The 15,659-nt window shown below is 54.4% G+C and carries 17 protein-coding genes, 1 tRNA gene and 2 rRNA genes; 11 read left to right on the forward strand and 9 right to left on the reverse strand.

The window, feature by feature from the left end; all coding sequences use genetic code 11:
- Positions 1-206: ribosomal RNA gene (locus M2433_RS13140) — 23S ribosomal RNA — on the forward strand; the annotation flags it as partial.
- A gap of 72 nt (positions 207-278) precedes the next feature.
- Positions 279-394 (forward strand): 5S ribosomal RNA (rrf, locus tag M2433_RS13145).
- 239 nt (positions 395-633) lie between these two features.
- Here rrf and M2433_RS13150 read toward each other — a convergent pair.
- A tRNA-Phe gene (locus M2433_RS13150) sits at positions 634-709 on the reverse strand.
- Between the two features lie 169 nt (positions 710-878).
- Here M2433_RS13150 and M2433_RS13155 point away from each other — a divergent pair.
- Positions 879-1,724 (forward strand): AraC family ligand binding domain-containing protein, encoded by an 846-nt coding sequence (locus M2433_RS13155; RefSeq protein ID WP_429054696.1) that lies wholly within the window; start codon positions 879-881, stop codon positions 1,722-1,724.
- Positions 1,725-1,760: 36 nt separating this feature from the next.
- Positions 1,761-2,351, forward strand: a complete 591-nt coding sequence (locus tag M2433_RS13160) for a LysE family translocator (protein WP_429054697.1) — start codon at positions 1,761-1,763, stop codon at positions 2,349-2,351.
- Here the strand turns inward: M2433_RS13160 and M2433_RS13165 are convergent.
- The 5 genes from M2433_RS13165 to aspA form a co-directional block, all read right to left on the reverse strand.
- Positions 2,348-2,923 carry a transcriptional regulator gene (locus tag M2433_RS13165; protein ID WP_429054698.1) on the reverse strand — a complete coding sequence of 192 codons (576 nt, stop codon included), beginning with the start codon at positions 2,921-2,923 and terminating at the stop codon, positions 2,348-2,350. The two genes, M2433_RS13160 and M2433_RS13165, sit on opposite strands and share 4 nt — an antisense overlap.
- Before the next feature lie 49 nt (positions 2,924-2,972).
- A complete protein-coding gene (locus M2433_RS13170; protein WP_429054699.1) occupies positions 2,973-4,679 on the reverse strand; it encodes a protein-disulfide reductase DsbD in 1,707 nt (568 codons plus the stop codon).
- Positions 4,655-4,978, reverse strand: a complete 324-nt coding sequence (gene cutA, locus M2433_RS13175) for a divalent cation tolerance protein CutA (RefSeq protein WP_429054701.1) — start codon at positions 4,976-4,978, stop codon at positions 4,655-4,657. The genes M2433_RS13170 and cutA overlap by 25 nt, the downstream gene beginning before the upstream one ends.
- Positions 4,979-5,091: 113 nt before the next feature.
- Complete coding sequence (locus tag M2433_RS13180; protein ID WP_024907357.1) at positions 5,092-6,393, reverse strand: anaerobic C4-dicarboxylate transporter; 1,302 nt, start codon at positions 6,391-6,393, stop codon at positions 5,092-5,094.
- Positions 6,394-6,508: 115 nt separating this feature from the next.
- Complete coding sequence (aspA, locus tag M2433_RS13185) at positions 6,509-7,945, reverse strand: aspartate ammonia-lyase (protein WP_003855923.1); 1,437 nt, start codon at positions 7,943-7,945, stop codon at positions 6,509-6,511.
- A 335-nt stretch (positions 7,946-8,280) separates the two neighbouring features.
- Between aspA and M2433_RS13190 the strand changes: the two genes are divergently transcribed.
- Entirely contained in the window at positions 8,281-8,745 is a 465-nt protein-coding gene (locus M2433_RS13190) for an FxsA family protein (RefSeq protein ID WP_429054704.1), read from the forward strand.
- A 33-nt stretch (positions 8,746-8,778) separates the two neighbouring features.
- Here the strand turns inward: M2433_RS13190 and yjeH are convergent, their stop codons facing one another.
- On the reverse strand, positions 8,779-10,017 hold the full coding sequence (gene yjeH, locus M2433_RS13195) for an L-methionine/branched-chain amino acid transporter (RefSeq protein WP_429054705.1): 1,239 nt from the start codon (positions 10,015-10,017) through the stop codon (positions 8,779-8,781).
- A 178-nt stretch (positions 10,018-10,195) separates the two neighbouring features.
- Here yjeH and M2433_RS13200 point away from each other — a divergent pair, with 178 nt between their 5' ends.
- From M2433_RS13200 to M2433_RS13210, 3 genes are all read left to right on the forward strand, one after another.
- A complete protein-coding gene (locus tag M2433_RS13200; RefSeq protein WP_003855929.1) occupies positions 10,196-10,489 on the forward strand; it encodes a co-chaperone GroES in 294 nt (97 codons plus the stop codon).
- Between the two features lie 31 nt (positions 10,490-10,520).
- Positions 10,521-12,164 (forward strand): chaperonin GroEL, encoded by a 1,644-nt coding sequence (groL, locus tag M2433_RS13205; RefSeq protein WP_429054707.1) that lies wholly within the window; start codon positions 10,521-10,523, stop codon positions 12,162-12,164.
- A 134-nt stretch (positions 12,165-12,298) separates the two neighbouring features.
- Positions 12,299-12,652, forward strand: coding sequence for a DUF4156 domain-containing protein (locus M2433_RS13210; protein ID WP_429054708.1), 354 nt, complete (start codon positions 12,299-12,301; stop codon positions 12,650-12,652).
- 40 nt (positions 12,653-12,692) lie between these two features.
- On the opposite strand, the gene epmB is transcribed toward M2433_RS13210, so the two are convergent.
- Entirely contained in the window at positions 12,693-13,721 is a 1,029-nt protein-coding gene (gene epmB, locus M2433_RS13215; protein ID WP_429054710.1) for an EF-P beta-lysylation protein EpmB, read from the reverse strand.
- 40 nt (positions 13,722-13,761) lie between these two features.
- Between epmB and efp the strand changes: the two genes are divergently transcribed.
- The 3 genes from efp to ecnB all read left to right on the forward strand — a co-directional run bounded on the left by efp (position 13,762) and on the right by ecnB (position 14,763).
- Positions 13,762-14,328: an elongation factor P gene (gene efp / locus M2433_RS13220; protein ID WP_010427766.1), complete on the forward strand. Its 567-nt coding sequence runs from the start codon at positions 13,762-13,764 to the stop codon at positions 14,326-14,328.
- 48 nt (positions 14,329-14,376) lie between these two features.
- On the forward strand, positions 14,377-14,508 hold the full coding sequence (locus M2433_RS13225) for an entericidin A/B family lipoprotein (protein ID WP_429054711.1): 132 nt from the start codon (positions 14,377-14,379) through the stop codon (positions 14,506-14,508).
- Positions 14,509-14,616: 108 nt separating this feature from the next.
- A complete protein-coding gene (gene ecnB, locus M2433_RS13230) occupies positions 14,617-14,763 on the forward strand; it encodes a lipoprotein toxin entericidin B (protein ID WP_047346104.1) in 147 nt (48 codons plus the stop codon).
- 38 nt (positions 14,764-14,801) lie between these two features.
- Here the strand turns inward: ecnB and M2433_RS13235 are convergent, their stop codons facing one another.
- Complete coding sequence (locus M2433_RS13235) at positions 14,802-15,401, reverse strand: response regulator transcription factor (protein WP_429054713.1); 600 nt, start codon at positions 15,399-15,401, stop codon at positions 14,802-14,804.
- Positions 15,402-15,659 lie beyond the last annotated feature (258 nt).

Genomic DNA, 15,659 nt, shown 5'->3' on the forward strand with positions numbered 1-15,659 from the left:
CATGCCAATGGCACTGCCCGGTAGCTAAATGCGGAAAAGATAAGTGCTGAAAGCATCTAAGCACGAAACTTGCCCCGAGATGAGTTCTCCCTGACCCTTTAAGGGTCCTGAAGGAACGTTGAAGACTACGACGTTGATAGGTCGGGTGTGTAAGCGCAGCGATGCGTTGAGCTAACCGATACTAATGAACCGTGAGGCTTAACCTTACAACGCCGAAGATGTTTTGGCGAAGAGACAGACAATCAAATTTCAGCTTGATACAGATTTAACAGAATTTGCCTGGCGGCTTTAGCGCGGTGGTCCCACCTGACCCCATGCCGAACTCAGAAGTGAAACGCCGTAGCGCCGATGGTAGTGTGGGGTCTCCCCATGTGAGAGTAGGGAACTGCCAGGCATCAAATAGAAGAACCCCGTACCGTAAGGTGCGGGGTTTTTTGCTTTGCACGCCAGAAAACATGCCGGATGACGGCTTCGCCTTATCCGGCCAACAAAACCTGCAGGCCCGGTAAGCGTAGCGCCACCGGGCATGGCAGACCGCACGATCTCACGGTAAAGAGAAACAAGAATACTAAAGAAGGGATTTATAAACGCAGAAAAGCAAAAACCCAGCCATAGGCTGGGTTCTTTAAATAGTGGTGCCCGGACTCGGAATCGAACCAAGGACACGGGGATTTTCAATCCCCTGCTCTACCGACTGAGCTATCCGGGCAACGGAGCGCATTAAACCGCAATCACGCCCGATCGTCAACATTATTTCGGGAAAAGCTGTTCAACTGCTTAAGTTTGCGGCAATCTGTCCGCTTTCGCCGCGAAAATGCACAAATCTTCCAGACAGTACCAGCGTGATATGGCAATGCTGAGAGTAAGAGGAGGGCAGTATGACGAATGACTGGCTTGAGCTGCGTCAGCATGCAGATACGGGTATTGAGACGATTAAAGCGCATTTCGAAGGGCATGCTTTTGATCCACACTGGCACGATAGCTATCTGGTAGGGATAACCCTCTCCGGCACTCAGCAGTTTCACTGCCGCCGTGAGCGTCATCGTAGCCAGCCGGGTGATGCATTTTTACTTGAGCCCGGAGAGATCCACGACGGTGATGCGCCAGTAGAGGGCGGCTTTACCTATCTGACCTTCTATCTGGATGAGCGCTGGCTTACCCGTGCGCTACAGGGGCTGTACGAATCCACTCCCGGGCATTATTCACTCCACTTTGCCCAAACGTTGACGCGTGAGCCGCAGCTCGTGCGCGCTATCGGTGAGACATTCTCTACTTTGCATAATGATGAGATGAAAATCCTTCAGCAGAGCACAATGGATAATCTGCTCTCCCGCATCACCGCCCATTGCCACTGGCGTAAGAAGCTCCCGACTCAGTTACAAAGCGCTGCCGTGGCGCATCGTGCGCGCGACTACCTTTATGCTCATATCGGCGAGAACGTGGGGCTGTCAGACCTTGCACGCGAGACGGGCACGGATCGCTTTACCCTGACGCGCTGTTTTAAGCGCGAGTTCAACCTGGCACCACATGCATGGCTTATTCAGCTGCGTCTGGCAAAGGCCCGACAGCTGCTGGCGCGCGGCGAGCAGCCTGTTGATGTGGCTGCGGCAGTGGGTTTTGCCGATCAAAGCCACCTGGGGCGTTGGTTTCAGCGGGCGTACCGTATCTCTCCCGCGCATTACCGACGGTTGTGCACAAACCTTCCAGACGTTTCCAAAAAATAACGGCACATTCATGGCTCTAATAAAAAGGAGCCACCTGTGAGTTTGATACCCTTTCTGTTGTTCGCTTTTGTCGCCTCCATTACGCCGGGACCAACCAATATTCTGGTGCTGACGAACAGCCAGCACTTTGGCGTAAAAAATACCGTACCTGCTATTCTGGGCGGGTGTATCGCGGCCAGTGCGATCGTGCTGGTATCAGGCGCGGGCGCAGGGGAAGTGCTGCGTCAGTATCCTTTGATACGTCAGATAATGAGCTGGGCGGGCGTGCTGTGGCTAAGCTGGATGAGCTGGCAGCTGTTTAGCGCCCCGGCCGCCACTCTTTCCTCTCAAAGTCCTGTCCGTTTCACCGCTCAGGCGGCGGCGCTACTGCAGATCGTGAACCCGAAAACCTGGATGATGGCGCTGGCGATTGTCAGCCTGTTTGCTCCGGCGAACGACCATGCCTTGCGTGATATCGCGCTAATGGCGCTATGGTTTCTGCTGATCTCGATAGCCAGTTTGATGTGCTGGGCGTGGCTGGGTAAAGCGGTGAACCGAATTTTTCGCACCACCGTGGCGATGGTGCGATTTCAGCGTCTGATGGCGCTGTGTCTGCTCGTCTCCGCCTGGGCGGGCATGATGGCTTAGGTCAGTGCTCCGCCCATACGGCACTGGGCAAAGCGCAGAATATCTTCCGCCAGGCGGTGCGCCGTATCCACATCGGCCTGGCTACGGTTTACCAGCATGCGGCTCAGGCAGCCCTCCAGCACCAGCTCCATCTGTTTAGCCACCATTGCCGGGTCATCCACTTCAAGCCGCGTCAGCAGATCGTGGGTGAAGTCATGCGCCGCACGTTTCTGCTGATCCGCCAACTGGTGGATAGGATGACCTGGATCCGGAAAGTATGTGCAGGCGGCGATGAACAGACAGCCCGGGTAGCGGTTGTTGCTGACACATTCCGTTAGGGCGGTATAGCGCGCCAGCAGCTTTTGTTCCACGGTCAGTTCTTCATTCAGCATCAGCTGCCTGCGCCAGACATCAACCTGCTGGCTGAGGTAGCGCAGGGCATCATAAAGCAGCGCCTCTTTATCTGGCCAGAAGCGCTTAAGTTCATCCAGGGGGTAATCGATACGGTCGGCTACCATCTCAAGCGTGGTGCTGGCTATCCCTTGAATCTCAAGCAATTGCAGGGCTTGTCCCAGTACGTCTTCGCGTTGCACGGTTATCTCCTCCGCTATTCCCAACGGTTTGTCCCGTCTAAAGTGTTGTTTACGGTTGGCGATTGCGCAAATGCGCGCTGAATGCCGCTGCATCCATAAACCCGGTTACACGCTTTTCTGGCTGCTCTTCACCCCGTTCATTAAAGAACAAAATGGTGGGCAGACCGAGAACGTTAAGCTGTTTCAGCAGGTCCCTATCCTGCGCATCGTTGGCGGTGACGTTCGCCTGAAGAAGCACCGTCTCTTTCAGGGCGCGCTGCACCTGCGGATCGCTAAAGGTGTATTTTTCAAACTCTTTGCAGGCGACACACCAGTCGGCATAGAGATCGAGCATCACCGGTTTGCCTTTCGCCTCCGCCAGGGCGCTGTTAAGTTCTTCCACGTTCTTTATTTGGGTGAAGTTCAGATGCGCCTGCATCTGACCCACGGGTGAACCAAACGCCCAGTCCTGCAGCGGGCGTACGCTTACCAGCGCGGCGGCGAGCAGGATAATCTGCACCAAACGCATCCACGGTCGTTTCGCTCCCAGACTGGTGATAAATGCCCAGCTGAAGAACGCTACGCCGAGCATAGCCCACAGGCGCATACCCCAGACGTCGCCGAGGATACGCTCAAGGAGGAAGACCGGCAGCGCGAGGATGACAAAGCCAAACGCGGTTTTCACCGTCTCCATCCACGGGCCGCTCTTCGGCAGCAGGCGGTTGCCAAATACCGTCACCAGAATCAGCGGTAGACCCATGCCCAGCGCATAGAGATAAAGCGTGCCGCCCCCAAGCCACATGTTGCCGCTCTGGGCGATATAGAGCAGGATGGCGCTCAGCGGGGCGGTGGTGCAAGGGGAGCAAATTAATCCGGCGATGGCCCCCATCACAAACACGCCGCCTGCCGAACCACCCTGCCGGCGGTTACTCATCAGCGTTAAGCGAGTTTGCAGCGCAGACGGTAGCTGCAGGGTAAACAGGCCAAACATCGACAGCGCCAGCAGGATGAAGACAATCGACAAGCCAATAAGCACGTAAGGATGCTGAAGCGCAGCCTGGAACTGTAGCCCGGCAGCGGCAACCACAAGGCCAAGGGCAGTGTAGGTCAACGCCATACCCTGCACGTAAATAAAGGCTAACAGCAGGGCACGTGCGGTGGAAAGCCGTTGCTTACCTCCCAGCACGATGCCAGAGATGAGCGGATACATCGGCAGCACGCACGGGGTAAAGGCAATACCAATGCCAATCAGTAAGGCCCAGAGCGCTGAGAACGGCAGGTCTGCGCGGTCTTCGCCTTCTCCCCTCACCCTGGCCCTCTCCCCTGAGGGGAGAGGGGAAACGGCAGCCGCTTTCACTTCGCTGAGCGGAACAACCTTCGTTTCCGGCGGATAGCAGAATCCGGCATCCGCGCATCCCTGATAGGTCACCGTCAGCGTCGCGCCTTTATCCGCCTGGTTCACCGTGACGGGCACGCTTAAGCGCTGGCGGTAGATTTCACTCTTGCCGTAGAACTCGTCCTTATGCCACTCGCCTGCGGGCAGCTGTAATGCCCCCACGTTTGCCTGGGCAGGGGTAATGCTCACCTGCTTGCGATAAAGGTAGTAGCCCTCTTTCACCTGCCAGGTGAGGGTAAGGTCGTGCTGGTTTTGCTGAAAATCGAAAACAAACGCCTGGTCGGCAGGAATAAAGTTCGAACGGCCGGGCGCGTCAAACAACCCGGCAAATACTGATGTGCTGCACAGCAGCAGGATCAGCGTAAGGAAGCGTTGAGCCATGAGAGATAGTCGTTATCGCCATGAACCACTGGCAGAACCAGCAGCTCCGGGGTTTGGTAAGGATGATGAGATTTGAGGCAGTCCAGGAGTGCCTGCTGATTCGCCAGATTAGTTTTGAGTAACATCTGGACTTCGTACTCTTGCTGCAGCTTGCCTTCCCAATAATAAAGAGAGGTGGCACCGGGGAGGAGCGTCACGCAGGCGGCCAGTTTTTCAGCCAGCGCTTTGGCGGCGAGATCCTGGGCAGAGGCTTCATCAGGGGCGGTACACAGTACGACAACAGCATCAGGCGTGTTCACAAGTCGACCTCCTCATCATGAAAGGCTTCACTATATCACGCAAGACAACGGGTCATTAATGAAACGGGCCGCAGAGCGGCCCGATTTTAACTATTTTTACAACCCTTAATCGTTTACAGCACCACGCCGCCAATGATAAAGCCGAGGATCACGCACAGTGAAATGGCGACCACGCCCGGGATCAGGAACGCATGGTTAAACACGTATTTACCGATACGGGTTGAGCCGGTGTCATCCATCTCTACCGCCGCCAGCAGGGTTGGGTAGGTCGGCAGCACGAACAGGGCAGAGACGGCAGCAAACGAGGCGATGGCGGTTAACGGCGTTACGCCCAGCATCAGTGCCGCAGGCATCAGCGCTTTGGTGGTCGCGGCCTGAGAGTAAAGCAGTGTCGCAGCAAAGAACAGCACGACCGCCAGCAGCCACGGATAGTTGTGCAGCAGGTCGCCGGCCACGGTCTGGATGTCGCTAATGTGCGCTTTTACGAAGGTATCACCAAGCCAGGCAACGCCGAGGACGCATACGCAGGCGCTCATACCGGATTTGAAGGTGCTGGCGTTCAGCACTTCACTCGTGTCGATTTTACAGGTGATGCTAATCAGCGTCGCGATAGTCAGCATAAACACGACAATCGCTTCGTTACGCGGCAGTACCGGGTTCTGGATCAGACCCACGGTATCGCTGATCGCGGTCGCGTAGAACATGACGGCGACGATACCAATCAGGAACAGCAGCACGGAGCGTTTCGCGTGTGGCTTCAGTTCGAAGACCTGGCTACCGCGCAGGCTCACTTCACCCTTGGCAAGGCGTTCCTGATAGACCGGATCGTCTTTCAGCTCGGCGCCGAGGAAGTTACACAGCACGGCGGTAATCATCACCGCAATCAGCGTGACTGGAATACAGATCGCCAGCAGCGTCAGGTAGCTCACGCCCATTGGCTCAAGGATACCGGCGAAGAACACCACTGCGGCTGAAATCGGCGAGGCGGTAATCGCAATCTGAGACGCCACCACCGCGATGGAGAGCGGACGAGACGGACGGATACCCTGTTCTTTTGCCACTTCGGTAATCACTGGCAGCGTAGAGAACGCAGTGTGGCCCGTTCCGGCGAGGATGGTCATAAACCAGGTCACCAGCGGGGCAAGGAAGGTGATGTACTTTGGATGGCGGCGCAGCATACGCTCCGCCAGGCTTACCAGATAGTCCATACCGCCTGCCACCTGCATGGCGGCGATAGCGGCAATAACTGCCATGATGATTTCGATAACGTCAAACGGGATTGCGCCGGGTTTAATCTGAAAGATAAGGGTAAGAACGAGCACCCCAAGACCGCCGGCAAAACCGATGCCGATACCCCCGAGTCTTGCTCCCAAATAAATCGCCAACAAGACGATGACGAGTTCTGCTCCAAACATAAGGACCTGCCTTGCTTATTAACAAGTTGATATTGAATTGTTGTATTTCGGTAACACCTAAAAAGAAAAAAGGCACGTCACAAGTGACGTGCCTTAAGAAGCCTAGCCTGAACGGTTACTGTTCGCTTTCATCGGTATATCGTTTCGCTTTATATGCCGGGTGCATCAGGTTCTGGGCCGAGAAGATATCGTCCAGCTCGGCTTCGGTCAACAGCCCACGCTCCAGCACCACTTCACGTACGCTCTTACCGGTTTCGGCACAAATCTTACCGACGATGTCGCCGTTGTGGTGACCGATGAACGGGTTGAGGTAGGTGACGATCCCGATGGAGTTATAGACATAGCCTTCACAGACTTCTTTGTTCGCCGTGATGCCGTTAATGCATTTTTCCAGCAGGTTGTAGCAGGCGTTGGTCAGGATATGGATGGATTCAAACATGGCCTGGCCAATCACGGGCTCCATCACGTTCAGCTGCAGCTGACCCGCTTCAGAAGCCATGGTCACGGTCGTATCGTTACCGATGACTTTAAAGCAAACCTGATTCACCACTTCTGGCACCACCGGGTTCACTTTAGCCGGCATGATGGATGAACCGGCCTGCAGCTCTGGCAGGTTGATTTCATTCAGGCCAGCGCGCGGGCCGGAAGAGAGCAGGCGCAGGTCGTTACAGATTTTGGACAGTTTCACCGCCAGACGTTTCAGGGCGCTGTGTACCATGACGTAGGCACCGCAGTCTGAGGTGGCTTCAATCAGGTCTTCAGCAGGCACAACCGGCAGGTTAGAGACTTCAGCCAGCTTCTGTACCGCCAGCTGCTGATAGCCATCCGGGGTGTTCAGACGTGTACCGATGGCGGTTGCGCCGAGGTTCACTTCCAGCAGCAGCTCGGAGGTGCGCAGCAGGTTTTTGGTTTCTTCGTTCAGCAGCACGTTAAACGCGTGGAATTCCTGGCCGAGGGTCATTGGCACCGCGTCCTGCAGCTGGGTGCGGCCCATTTTCAGGATATCCTGGAACTCAACCGCTTTACGCTGGAAGCCATCGCCCAGCTGGTTGATCGCGTCCACCAGCTTCACCACAGAGGCGTACACCGCGATACGGAAACCGGTAGGGTAGGCGTCGTTGGTGGACTGGCATTTGTTCACGTGGTCGTTCGGGTTCAGGTACTGATATTCACCTTTCTGGTGACCCATCAGCTCCAGGCCGATGTTTGCCAGTACTTCGTTGGTATTCATGTTGACGGAGGTGCCCGCGCCGCCCTGATAGACGTCAACCGGGAACTGATCCATGCATTTGCCGTTGTTCAGCACTTCATCGCAGGCTGCGATAATCGCATTTGCCGCGCTTTTAGGAATGGTTTGCAGCTCTTTGTTGGCCAGCGCTGCGGCTTTCTTCACCATCACCATGCCACGGACAAACTCAGGGATGTCGCTGATTTTGCTGTTGCTGATGTAGAAGTTTTCAATCGCTCTCAGAGTGTGGACACCGTAGTAGGCATCCGCTGGAACTTCCCTGGTACCCAACAAGTCTTCTTCGATACGAATGTTGTTTAACATGTGAACCTTCTTTTCAAGCTGCCGATGGATTGTACTAAACACACAGTATTTATGTGGTTTTGAATATTTTCTGGCCGACGATTATTCCCTCAATCAGCCAGATGCCCGAGATCATATGCTGATGATAGCGAATTGCCGTAAGCTGGATCACTTATTATCGACCCGATTCCATGATAATTATTAATCTGTGAAATGAGTCACCGCTTTAATATTTCCAAAAAAAATATCCGTGCAAACTGATTGAATTTTCGCTAACCGTCACCATCTCATACAAACGCGCGTCGCGAATACATTCAGACAGGGGCCCGAGGGCACCTGCCACACAGGAGATGCCAGTGCGCTGGATACCATTTATCGCTTTCTTTCTCTATGTTTACATCGAGATTTCCATTTTCATCCAGGTTGCCCACGTGCTGGGCGTCCTGCTGACGCTGGTTCTGGTGATTTTCACCTCCGTCATCGGCATGTCGCTGGTGCGTAATCAGGGTTTCAAAAATTTCCTGATAATGCAGCAGAAGATGGCTGCAGGCGAAAGTCCGGCAGCGGAGATGATCAAAAGCGTATCGCTGATTATTGCGGGGCTGCTGCTGATTTTGCCGGGCTTCTTCACCGACCTCCTCGGCCTTCTGCTGCTTCTGCCGCCGGTGCAAAAACACCTGACCATGAAGCTGCTGCCGCATCTGCGCTTTAGCCGTATGCCAGGCGGTGGTTTTAGTACCGGGCCAGGCGATACGTTTGAAGGGGAGTATCAGCGTAAGGATGAACAGCACGACCGCTTAGATCATAAAGACGATCGGTGATGTTGTTGCCCGGTGGCGCTTCGCTTACCGGGCCTACGGATTCTGCTGTTTCGGTAAAAACAGCCACAGCCCTCCCAGCATGACAATAGCGTACAGACTCTTCCATCCCACCATCGCCAGCAGCAGCAGGCAAAGCACACCCCCAACGACCGCCAGGGCTTTATAGCGACCTTTCAGCAGGCGGCAGCCCGCGAGCATACACAGCAGATAGATCATAATGAAAATGCCGTTGGCGTAGACGATCAGCGCATCCAGATTGATCTTCAGGACGTAAATACACAGCGTACTCAGCACGCAGCAGCCCAGCACGGTATTCAGGGCATTCAAGGGGAGCTGACGTTTAGACAGGCGCGCAAGGCGGCTCTCGGGCCTATAGCGCGCCTGAGACCACACCAGACGGGCAAAGCTCTGGATATAAATATTCAGGCTGGCAAAACAGGCCAGATAGCCGATGACGCAGGCGACCCACAGCGCTTTCACTCCAAACAGCTGTACCACAATGCCGGGGAGCGAGGCGGCGGCAGCTTTATCCGCGCCAAAGGCGTCGAAATGTAACACCAGTACGGTACAAGCCCAGTAAACCGTACCAGCCAGCAGCAGGCCAATCATCAGCGCGCGCGGGAAATCGCGTTCAGGCTGCTTAAATTCCGACGCCAGATGAGCGAAGGCTTCCAGGCCCACAAAACACCAGAACATGACGGAGAGCGCGGCGAAAAGCTGTGAATAGTCGACGTCGGTTACCGCCGGGAAGGGAATGTCTTTCAGCGCGATATCGCCCGCCCACCAGATGACGGCAATCAGGGCAATAATCAATACCGCAACCAGCGTTTGCAGATTCGCGCTCGAGCTGGTGCCGCGAGAGCCTACCCACCAGACGATAGCCAGCGTACCCAGTTCGGCCAGCAGCAGCTGCTCGTTATGCCAGCCAAACAGCGCCTGACCAAAGCCGGTCGCAATATGCAGCGCCGCAGGGAGGCCAACCGGAATAACGGAGAGAAACAGCCAGCCGGTCACACGCTCCAGTCGCGGGCCAAAGGCCAGCCCGACAAAATGCGCCACGCCGCCCGCGCTGGGGAAATGCCGTCCCAGGATGGCAAACACAATGGCTATCGGGAAAACCAGCACAATCAGCACCGGCCACGCCCACAGGCTGTTATTCCCCGCGACCAGCGCAGCCAGGGCGGGTACGGCAAACACGCCTGTGCCTAACAAGGAGGTGGAGAGTAAGCCAACGCCCTGTGCCAGCCCCAACTCCTGCTTGAGTCCACTCATTTCCATCGTCCTGCCACCCTCAAAAGAGAGGCGATGGTAACACTTTCGCAAATTTTTTTTCGATTCCCCCTTGAAGGGGGAAAAAGCTATCCCCATCTCTCAGGGCACTAGCCGGAAAACCGCGTGCGGCCCGGCGTCATCCATAACTGATAATGACTTTCTCAAAGGAGAGCTATCAATGAGTATTCGTCCGTTACATGATCGTGTGATCGTCAAACGTAAAGAAGTTGAAACCAAGTCTGCTGGCGGCATCGTTCTGACCGGTTCTGCGGCAGCCAAATCAACGCGTGGCGAAATCATCGCTGTCGGTAAGGGCCGCATCCTGGAAAACGGAACTGTGCAGCCGCTGGACGTTAAAGTTGGTGACATCGTCATTTTCAACGATGGCTACGGCGTGAAATCCGAGAAGATCGACAATGAAGAAGTGTTGATCATGTCCGAGAGCGACATTCTGGCAATTGTTGAAGCGTAATTTACGCACGAGAATTTGAGGAAATAAGAACATGGCAGCTAAAGACGTAAAATTCGGTAACGACGCTCGTGTAAAAATGCTCCGCGGCGTAAACGTACTGGCAGATGCAGTTAAAGTGACCCTGGGCCCGAAAGGCCGTAACGTAGTGCTGGATAAATCCTTCGGCGCGCCAACCATCACCAAAGATGGTGTTTCTGTAGCACGTGAAATCGAGCTGGAAGACAAGTTCGAAAACATGGGTGCGCAGATGGTGAAAGAAGTTGCCTCTAAAGCGAACGACGCTGCAGGCGACGGTACCACCACCGCGACCGTACTGGCGCAGGCGATCATCACCGAAGGTCTGAAAGCCGTTGCTGCGGGCATGAACCCAATGGATCTGAAACGTGGTATCGACAAAGCTGTCACTGCCGCTGTTGAAGAACTGAAAGCGCTGTCCGTACCGTGCTCTGACTCTAAAGCGATTGCTCAGGTTGGTACCATCTCCGCTAACTCCGACGAAACCGTAGGTAAACTGATCGCAGAAGCGATGGATAAAGTCGGTAAAGAAGGCGTGATCACCGTTGAAGACGGTACCGGTCTGGAAGACGAACTGGACGTGGTTGAAGGTATGCAGTTCGACCGCGGTTACCTGTCCCCATACTTCATCAACAAGCCAGAGACTGGCGCTGTTGAGCTGGAAAGCCCGTTCATCCTGCTGGCTGACAAGAAAATCTCCAACATCCGCGAAATGCTGCCAGTGCTGGAAGCCGTTGCGAAAGCAGGCAAGCCGCTGGTTATCATCGCTGAAGACGTTGAAGGCGAAGCGCTGGCGACCCTGGTGGTTAACACCATGCGCGGCATCGTGAAAGTGGCTGCGGTTAAAGCACCTGGCTTCGGCGATCGTCGTAAAGCAATGCTGCAGGATATCGCTACCCTGACTGGCGGTACCGTCATCTCTGAAGAGATCGGTATGGAGCTGGAAAAAGCGACCCTGGAAGACCTGGGCCAGGCGAAACGCGTTGTGATCAACAAAGACACCACCACCATCATCGATGGCGTGGGTGAAGAAGCCGCTATTCAGGGCCGCGTTGGTCAGATCCGTAAGCAGATCGAAGAAGCGACTTCTGACTACGACCGTGAAAAACTGCAGGAGCGCGTAGCGAAACTGGCAGGCGGCGTTGCGGTAATCAAAGTCGGTGCTGCGACTGAAGTTGAAATGAAAGAGAAAAAAGCACGCGTTGACGATGCGCTGCATGCGACCCGTGCTGCGGTAGAAGAAGGCGTAGTGGCTGGTGGTGGTGTTGCGCTGGTGCGTGTTGCCGCTAAACTGGCTGGCCTGACCGCGCAGAACGAAGATCAGAACGTGGGTATCAAAGTTGCGCTGCGCGCAATGGAAGCACCTCTGCGTCAGATCGTATCCAACGCCGGTGAAGAACCATCTGTTGTGACCAACAGCGTGAAAGCGGGTGAAGGTAACTACGGTTACAACGCGGCAACGGAAGAATACGGCAACATGATCGACTTCGGTATCCTGGACCCAACTAAAGTAACCCGTTCTGCTCTGCAGTACGCGGCATCTGTAGCGGGCCTGATGATCACTACCGAGTGCATGGTAACCGACCTGCCTAAAGGCGACGCGCCTGACTTAGGTGCTGCTGGTATGGGCGGCATGGGTGGTATGGGCGGCATGATGTAATCGTGCGCTTTACCGCTTAGAATGTGAAAAACCCCCGGGCAGAAATGCTCGGGGGTTTTTCTTTTGGTCATCTTTTAGGTATAAGATTTACACACGGACAACTACTGTCCAGCTTATTGAAAACGAGGAATAACATGCGCGTAAAAGTCTGTGCAGGGATCGTAGGAGCAGCATTGCTGCTGGCGGGTTGTAGCTCCAGCAATGAGCTGTCGGCAGCGGGCCAGGGTGTTCGCTTTGTGGAAGATAAGCCGGGCAGCGAATGCCAGCTGTTAGGCACGGCATCCGGTGAGCAAAGTAACTGGATGTCGGGTCAGCATGGCGAAGAAGGTGGTTCTATGCGCGGTGCGGCGAATGCCCTGCGTAACCAGGCTGCGGCAATGGGCGGTAACGTAATTTACGGTGTGAGCAGCCCAACGCAGGGTATGCTGTCCAGCTTCGTGCCGACGGCCAGTAAGATGAACGGCCAAGTCTATAAGTGCCCGAACTGATTGCCTTTTCCCTCTCCCAAAGGGAGAGGGTGAGGGGAAACTAGTTCTGCCGCAGCTGCAAATCCAGCGGCGTCTTGCTCGGCTCACCGCCAATCTCACGTGCCAGCTTCGGCACCATATAGCCTGAAACCAGCGTTAACAGTTCGCGCACGATCTGCCGGGCTTCTTCATCCGTCACCATGAAATGGGCCGCGCCCTGAACGCGATCCAGCACGTGCAGGTAATAGGGCATTACGCCCGCATCAAACAGCGCATTGCTCAGGTCAGCCAGCACGCGGGCGCTATCATTTACGCCACGCAGCAGCACGCTCTGGTTCAGCAGCGTCACGCCCGCTTTACGCAGACGCGCCATCGCCGCGCGAAAATCATCGCCAATTTCGTTCGCGTGGTTAATGTGGTTCACCAGCAGCACCTGCAGTCGAGACTGCTCCAGGCGCGACACCAGGCCGTCAGTGATACGCGCCGGAATGACAATCGGTAAACGGCTGTGAATGCGCAGACGCTTAATGTGCGGGATGGCTTCAAGCTGAGTCAGCAGCCAGTCCAGCTCGTGATCTTTCGCCATCAGCGGATCGCCACCGGAAAAAATAATCTCATCCAGCTCCGGATGGGCGGCGATATAGTCCAGCGCGACCTGCCAGTTGCGTTTATTGCCCTGATTTTCGGCATACGGGAAGTGCCGACGGAAACAATAACGACAATTTACCGCACAGCCGCCTTTTACCAGCAGCAGGGCACGGTTGAGATACTTGTGCAGTAAACCCGGTACCACGCTGTTCTGCTCATCAAGAGGATCGGTGCTATATCCCGGCGCAGTAATGAACTCATCCTGCGAAGTAAGCGTTTGTTTTAATAAAGGATCGTCAGGATTTCCTTTCTCCATTCTGGCAACAAACGCGCGGGGAACACGCAGGGCAAAGAGGCGCTTCGCCTCCCGGCCTGCAAGCAACTCTGGGTGCTGATCGAGGTCTAAAAGACGCAGCAATTCATCAGGACTGGTGATTACATCGGCAAGTTGCGATAACCAATCTTCTCTGGACGGGGTGTTTAGGGTTACAATATGCGCCATTTTGTGGCTTAGCTACCAGTTAACAAATTTAGAGGGCCTTATGGCAACGTACTATAGCAACGATTTTCGTGCTGGTCTTAAAATCATGATGGACGGCGAACCGTACGCGGTTGAAGCCAGCGAATTCGTTAAACCAGGTAAAGGCCAGGCATTCGCACGCGTTAAGCTGCGCCGCCTGCTGACCGGTACCCGTGTTGAGAAAACCTTCAAGTCTACCGACTCCGCTGAAGGCGCTGATGTTGTTGATATGAACCTGACCTATCTGTACAACGACGGTGAGTTCTATCATTTCATGAACAACTCCACTTTCGAACAGCTGTCTGCTGATGAGAAAGCGGTAGGTGATAGCGCTAAATGGCTGCTGGATCAGGCCGAGTGCATCGTGACCCTGTGGAACGGCCAGCCTATCGCTGTGACCCCACCAAACTTCGTTGAGTTGGAAATCGTGGAAACCGATCCAGGTCTGAAAGGTGACACCGCAGGTACTGGCGGTAAGCCTGCCAAACTGTCTACCGGTGCAGTGGTTAAAGTTCCGCTGTTCGTACAGACTGGCGAAGTGATCAAAGTGGATACCCGCTCCGGCGAATACGTATCACGCGTGAAGTAATAGTCAGGGCGCAGCGCCCGCTGCGCCTGATTTTTGCAGGCAGGGATGATGAAACGTATCGTTAAAATTCTGTTTCTGTTAGCGTTCTCCAGCGCAATGCTTTCCGGGTGTAACACCGCGCGCGGCGTGGGTGAAGATATCCAGGATCTCGGCCATGTCATTTCTCACGCTGCCAGCTAACACCGTCTAATTTTCCTAAAATTGCTTCCTTTTCCGTCAAACGACGAGATCTTGTCTATTCTTAAGTTGCTATACACAAAACAACTTTGGCTATAAAAGGAAGATATTATGGTTAAGAAAACAATTGCAGCGATCTTTTCTGTCCTCGTTCTTTCCACAGTGTTGACTGCATGTAATACCACCCGCGGCGTAGGGGAAGATATCTCCGACGGTGGTAATGCTATTTCTGGTGCAGCAACGAAAGCCCAGAACTAAAAGTATGGACGGTACGGCACGACACTTTCACCGTACCGTCAATTCTGGACTTCCTGCAGGGATAAAAACGGAGAGAAACGCGTATCCATATGCAGCTTCATGCGGATATTGCGTTTATAGGTATAGACCGTTTTTCCGTTGATACTCAGGTGAGCCGCAATTTTCTGATTGCTCGCGCCGTCCATCCACAATGTCAGCACTTTCTCTTCCTGTCGGGTCAGCAACGGGGCGGCCAAGGTTGGCCTTTCAGCGCCTGCGCGCGAGAGTAACGCGTCGTTGATAGCCGTGGCCACTTCTTCAAGAGGGACATTTTTCAACAACGATGACCAAACCGGGAACTGCCCGAGCCAGTCCGTCATGCCGCTATCCTCTCCCGACTGCAGTAAAATAAACGGCAATCGTTCACTGGCGTTAAGTAAGGATGAGAGTTGTTGAAAATGGTGGATATCCTGCCTGAAGCCGTACAGGTCAGCGATAACCAGCGTGGGTTTCCAGTGCAGAATATGCTCTCTGGCAAGGAACAGATTATTTAGCCCGGTCACGACGTAGTGCCCCGGGAATAGACCGGAATGATTGAGCCATGCTTCAAACCCCGTGCGGGTGAAGTGACAACGGTCAATCAAAAGAATTTTGAACATATTTTATTCGCAGTCGGCTGGTGGTTTGGCTTCCTGCCATCAGAAAGCACATCATCATAGAGAAGTCGGATGAGTGCTAAATGCCGGAACTACGCGCCATACTGCGGCTATTTCTTGCCTTAACATGTTCAGCAGAAAGGGATTGAAAAAAAATCGCACGCTAACCACAATATAGGGCGTAATCTCTGCCTTACGGGACGACCCGTAAGCGTTTCTTTCACCGGGGACGGCCCCAACTTGTATTAAGTTAAGGAGCCT

The organism is Enterobacter sp. AC1, from assembly GCF_050434705.1.
Classification (GTDB): Bacteria; Pseudomonadota; Gammaproteobacteria; order Enterobacterales; family Enterobacteriaceae; genus Enterobacter; species Enterobacter cloacae_L.

Coding starts and splice junctions, on each gene's coding strand:
- epmB (WP_429054710.1), bottom strand. CDS start 13,721: ATGGCGCATATTGTAACCCTAAACACCCCGTCCAGAGAAGATTGGTTA.
- yjeH (WP_429054705.1), bottom strand. CDS start 10,017: ATGAGTGGACTCAAGCAGGAGTTGGGGCTGGCACAGGGCGTTGGCTTA.
- groL (WP_429054707.1), top strand. CDS start 10,521: ATGGCAGCTAAAGACGTAAAATTCGGTAACGACGCTCGTGTAAAAATG.
- M2433_RS13180 (WP_024907357.1), bottom strand. CDS start 6,393: ATGTTTGGAGCAGAACTCGTCATCGTCTTGTTGGCGATTTATTTGGGA.
- M2433_RS13210 (WP_429054708.1), top strand. CDS start 12,299: ATGCGCGTAAAAGTCTGTGCAGGGATCGTAGGAGCAGCATTGCTGCTG.
- ecnB (WP_047346104.1), top strand. CDS start 14,617: ATGGTTAAGAAAACAATTGCAGCGATCTTTTCTGTCCTCGTTCTTTCC.
- M2433_RS13235 (WP_429054713.1), bottom strand. CDS start 15,401: ATGTTCAAAATTCTTTTGATTGACCGTTGTCACTTCACCCGCACGGGG.
- efp (WP_010427766.1), top strand. CDS start 13,762: ATGGCAACGTACTATAGCAACGATTTTCGTGCTGGTCTTAAAATCATG.
- M2433_RS13200 (WP_003855929.1), top strand. CDS start 10,196: ATGAGTATTCGTCCGTTACATGATCGTGTGATCGTCAAACGTAAAGAA.
- M2433_RS13225 (WP_429054711.1), top strand. CDS start 14,377: ATGAAACGTATCGTTAAAATTCTGTTTCTGTTAGCGTTCTCCAGCGCA.
- aspA (WP_003855923.1), bottom strand. CDS start 7,945: ATGTTAAACAACATTCGTATCGAAGAAGACTTGTTGGGTACCAGGGAA.
- M2433_RS13170 (WP_429054699.1), bottom strand. CDS start 4,679: ATGGCTCAACGCTTCCTTACGCTGATCCTGCTGCTGTGCAGCACATCA.
- M2433_RS13155 (WP_429054696.1), top strand. CDS start 879: ATGACGAATGACTGGCTTGAGCTGCGTCAGCATGCAGATACGGGTATT.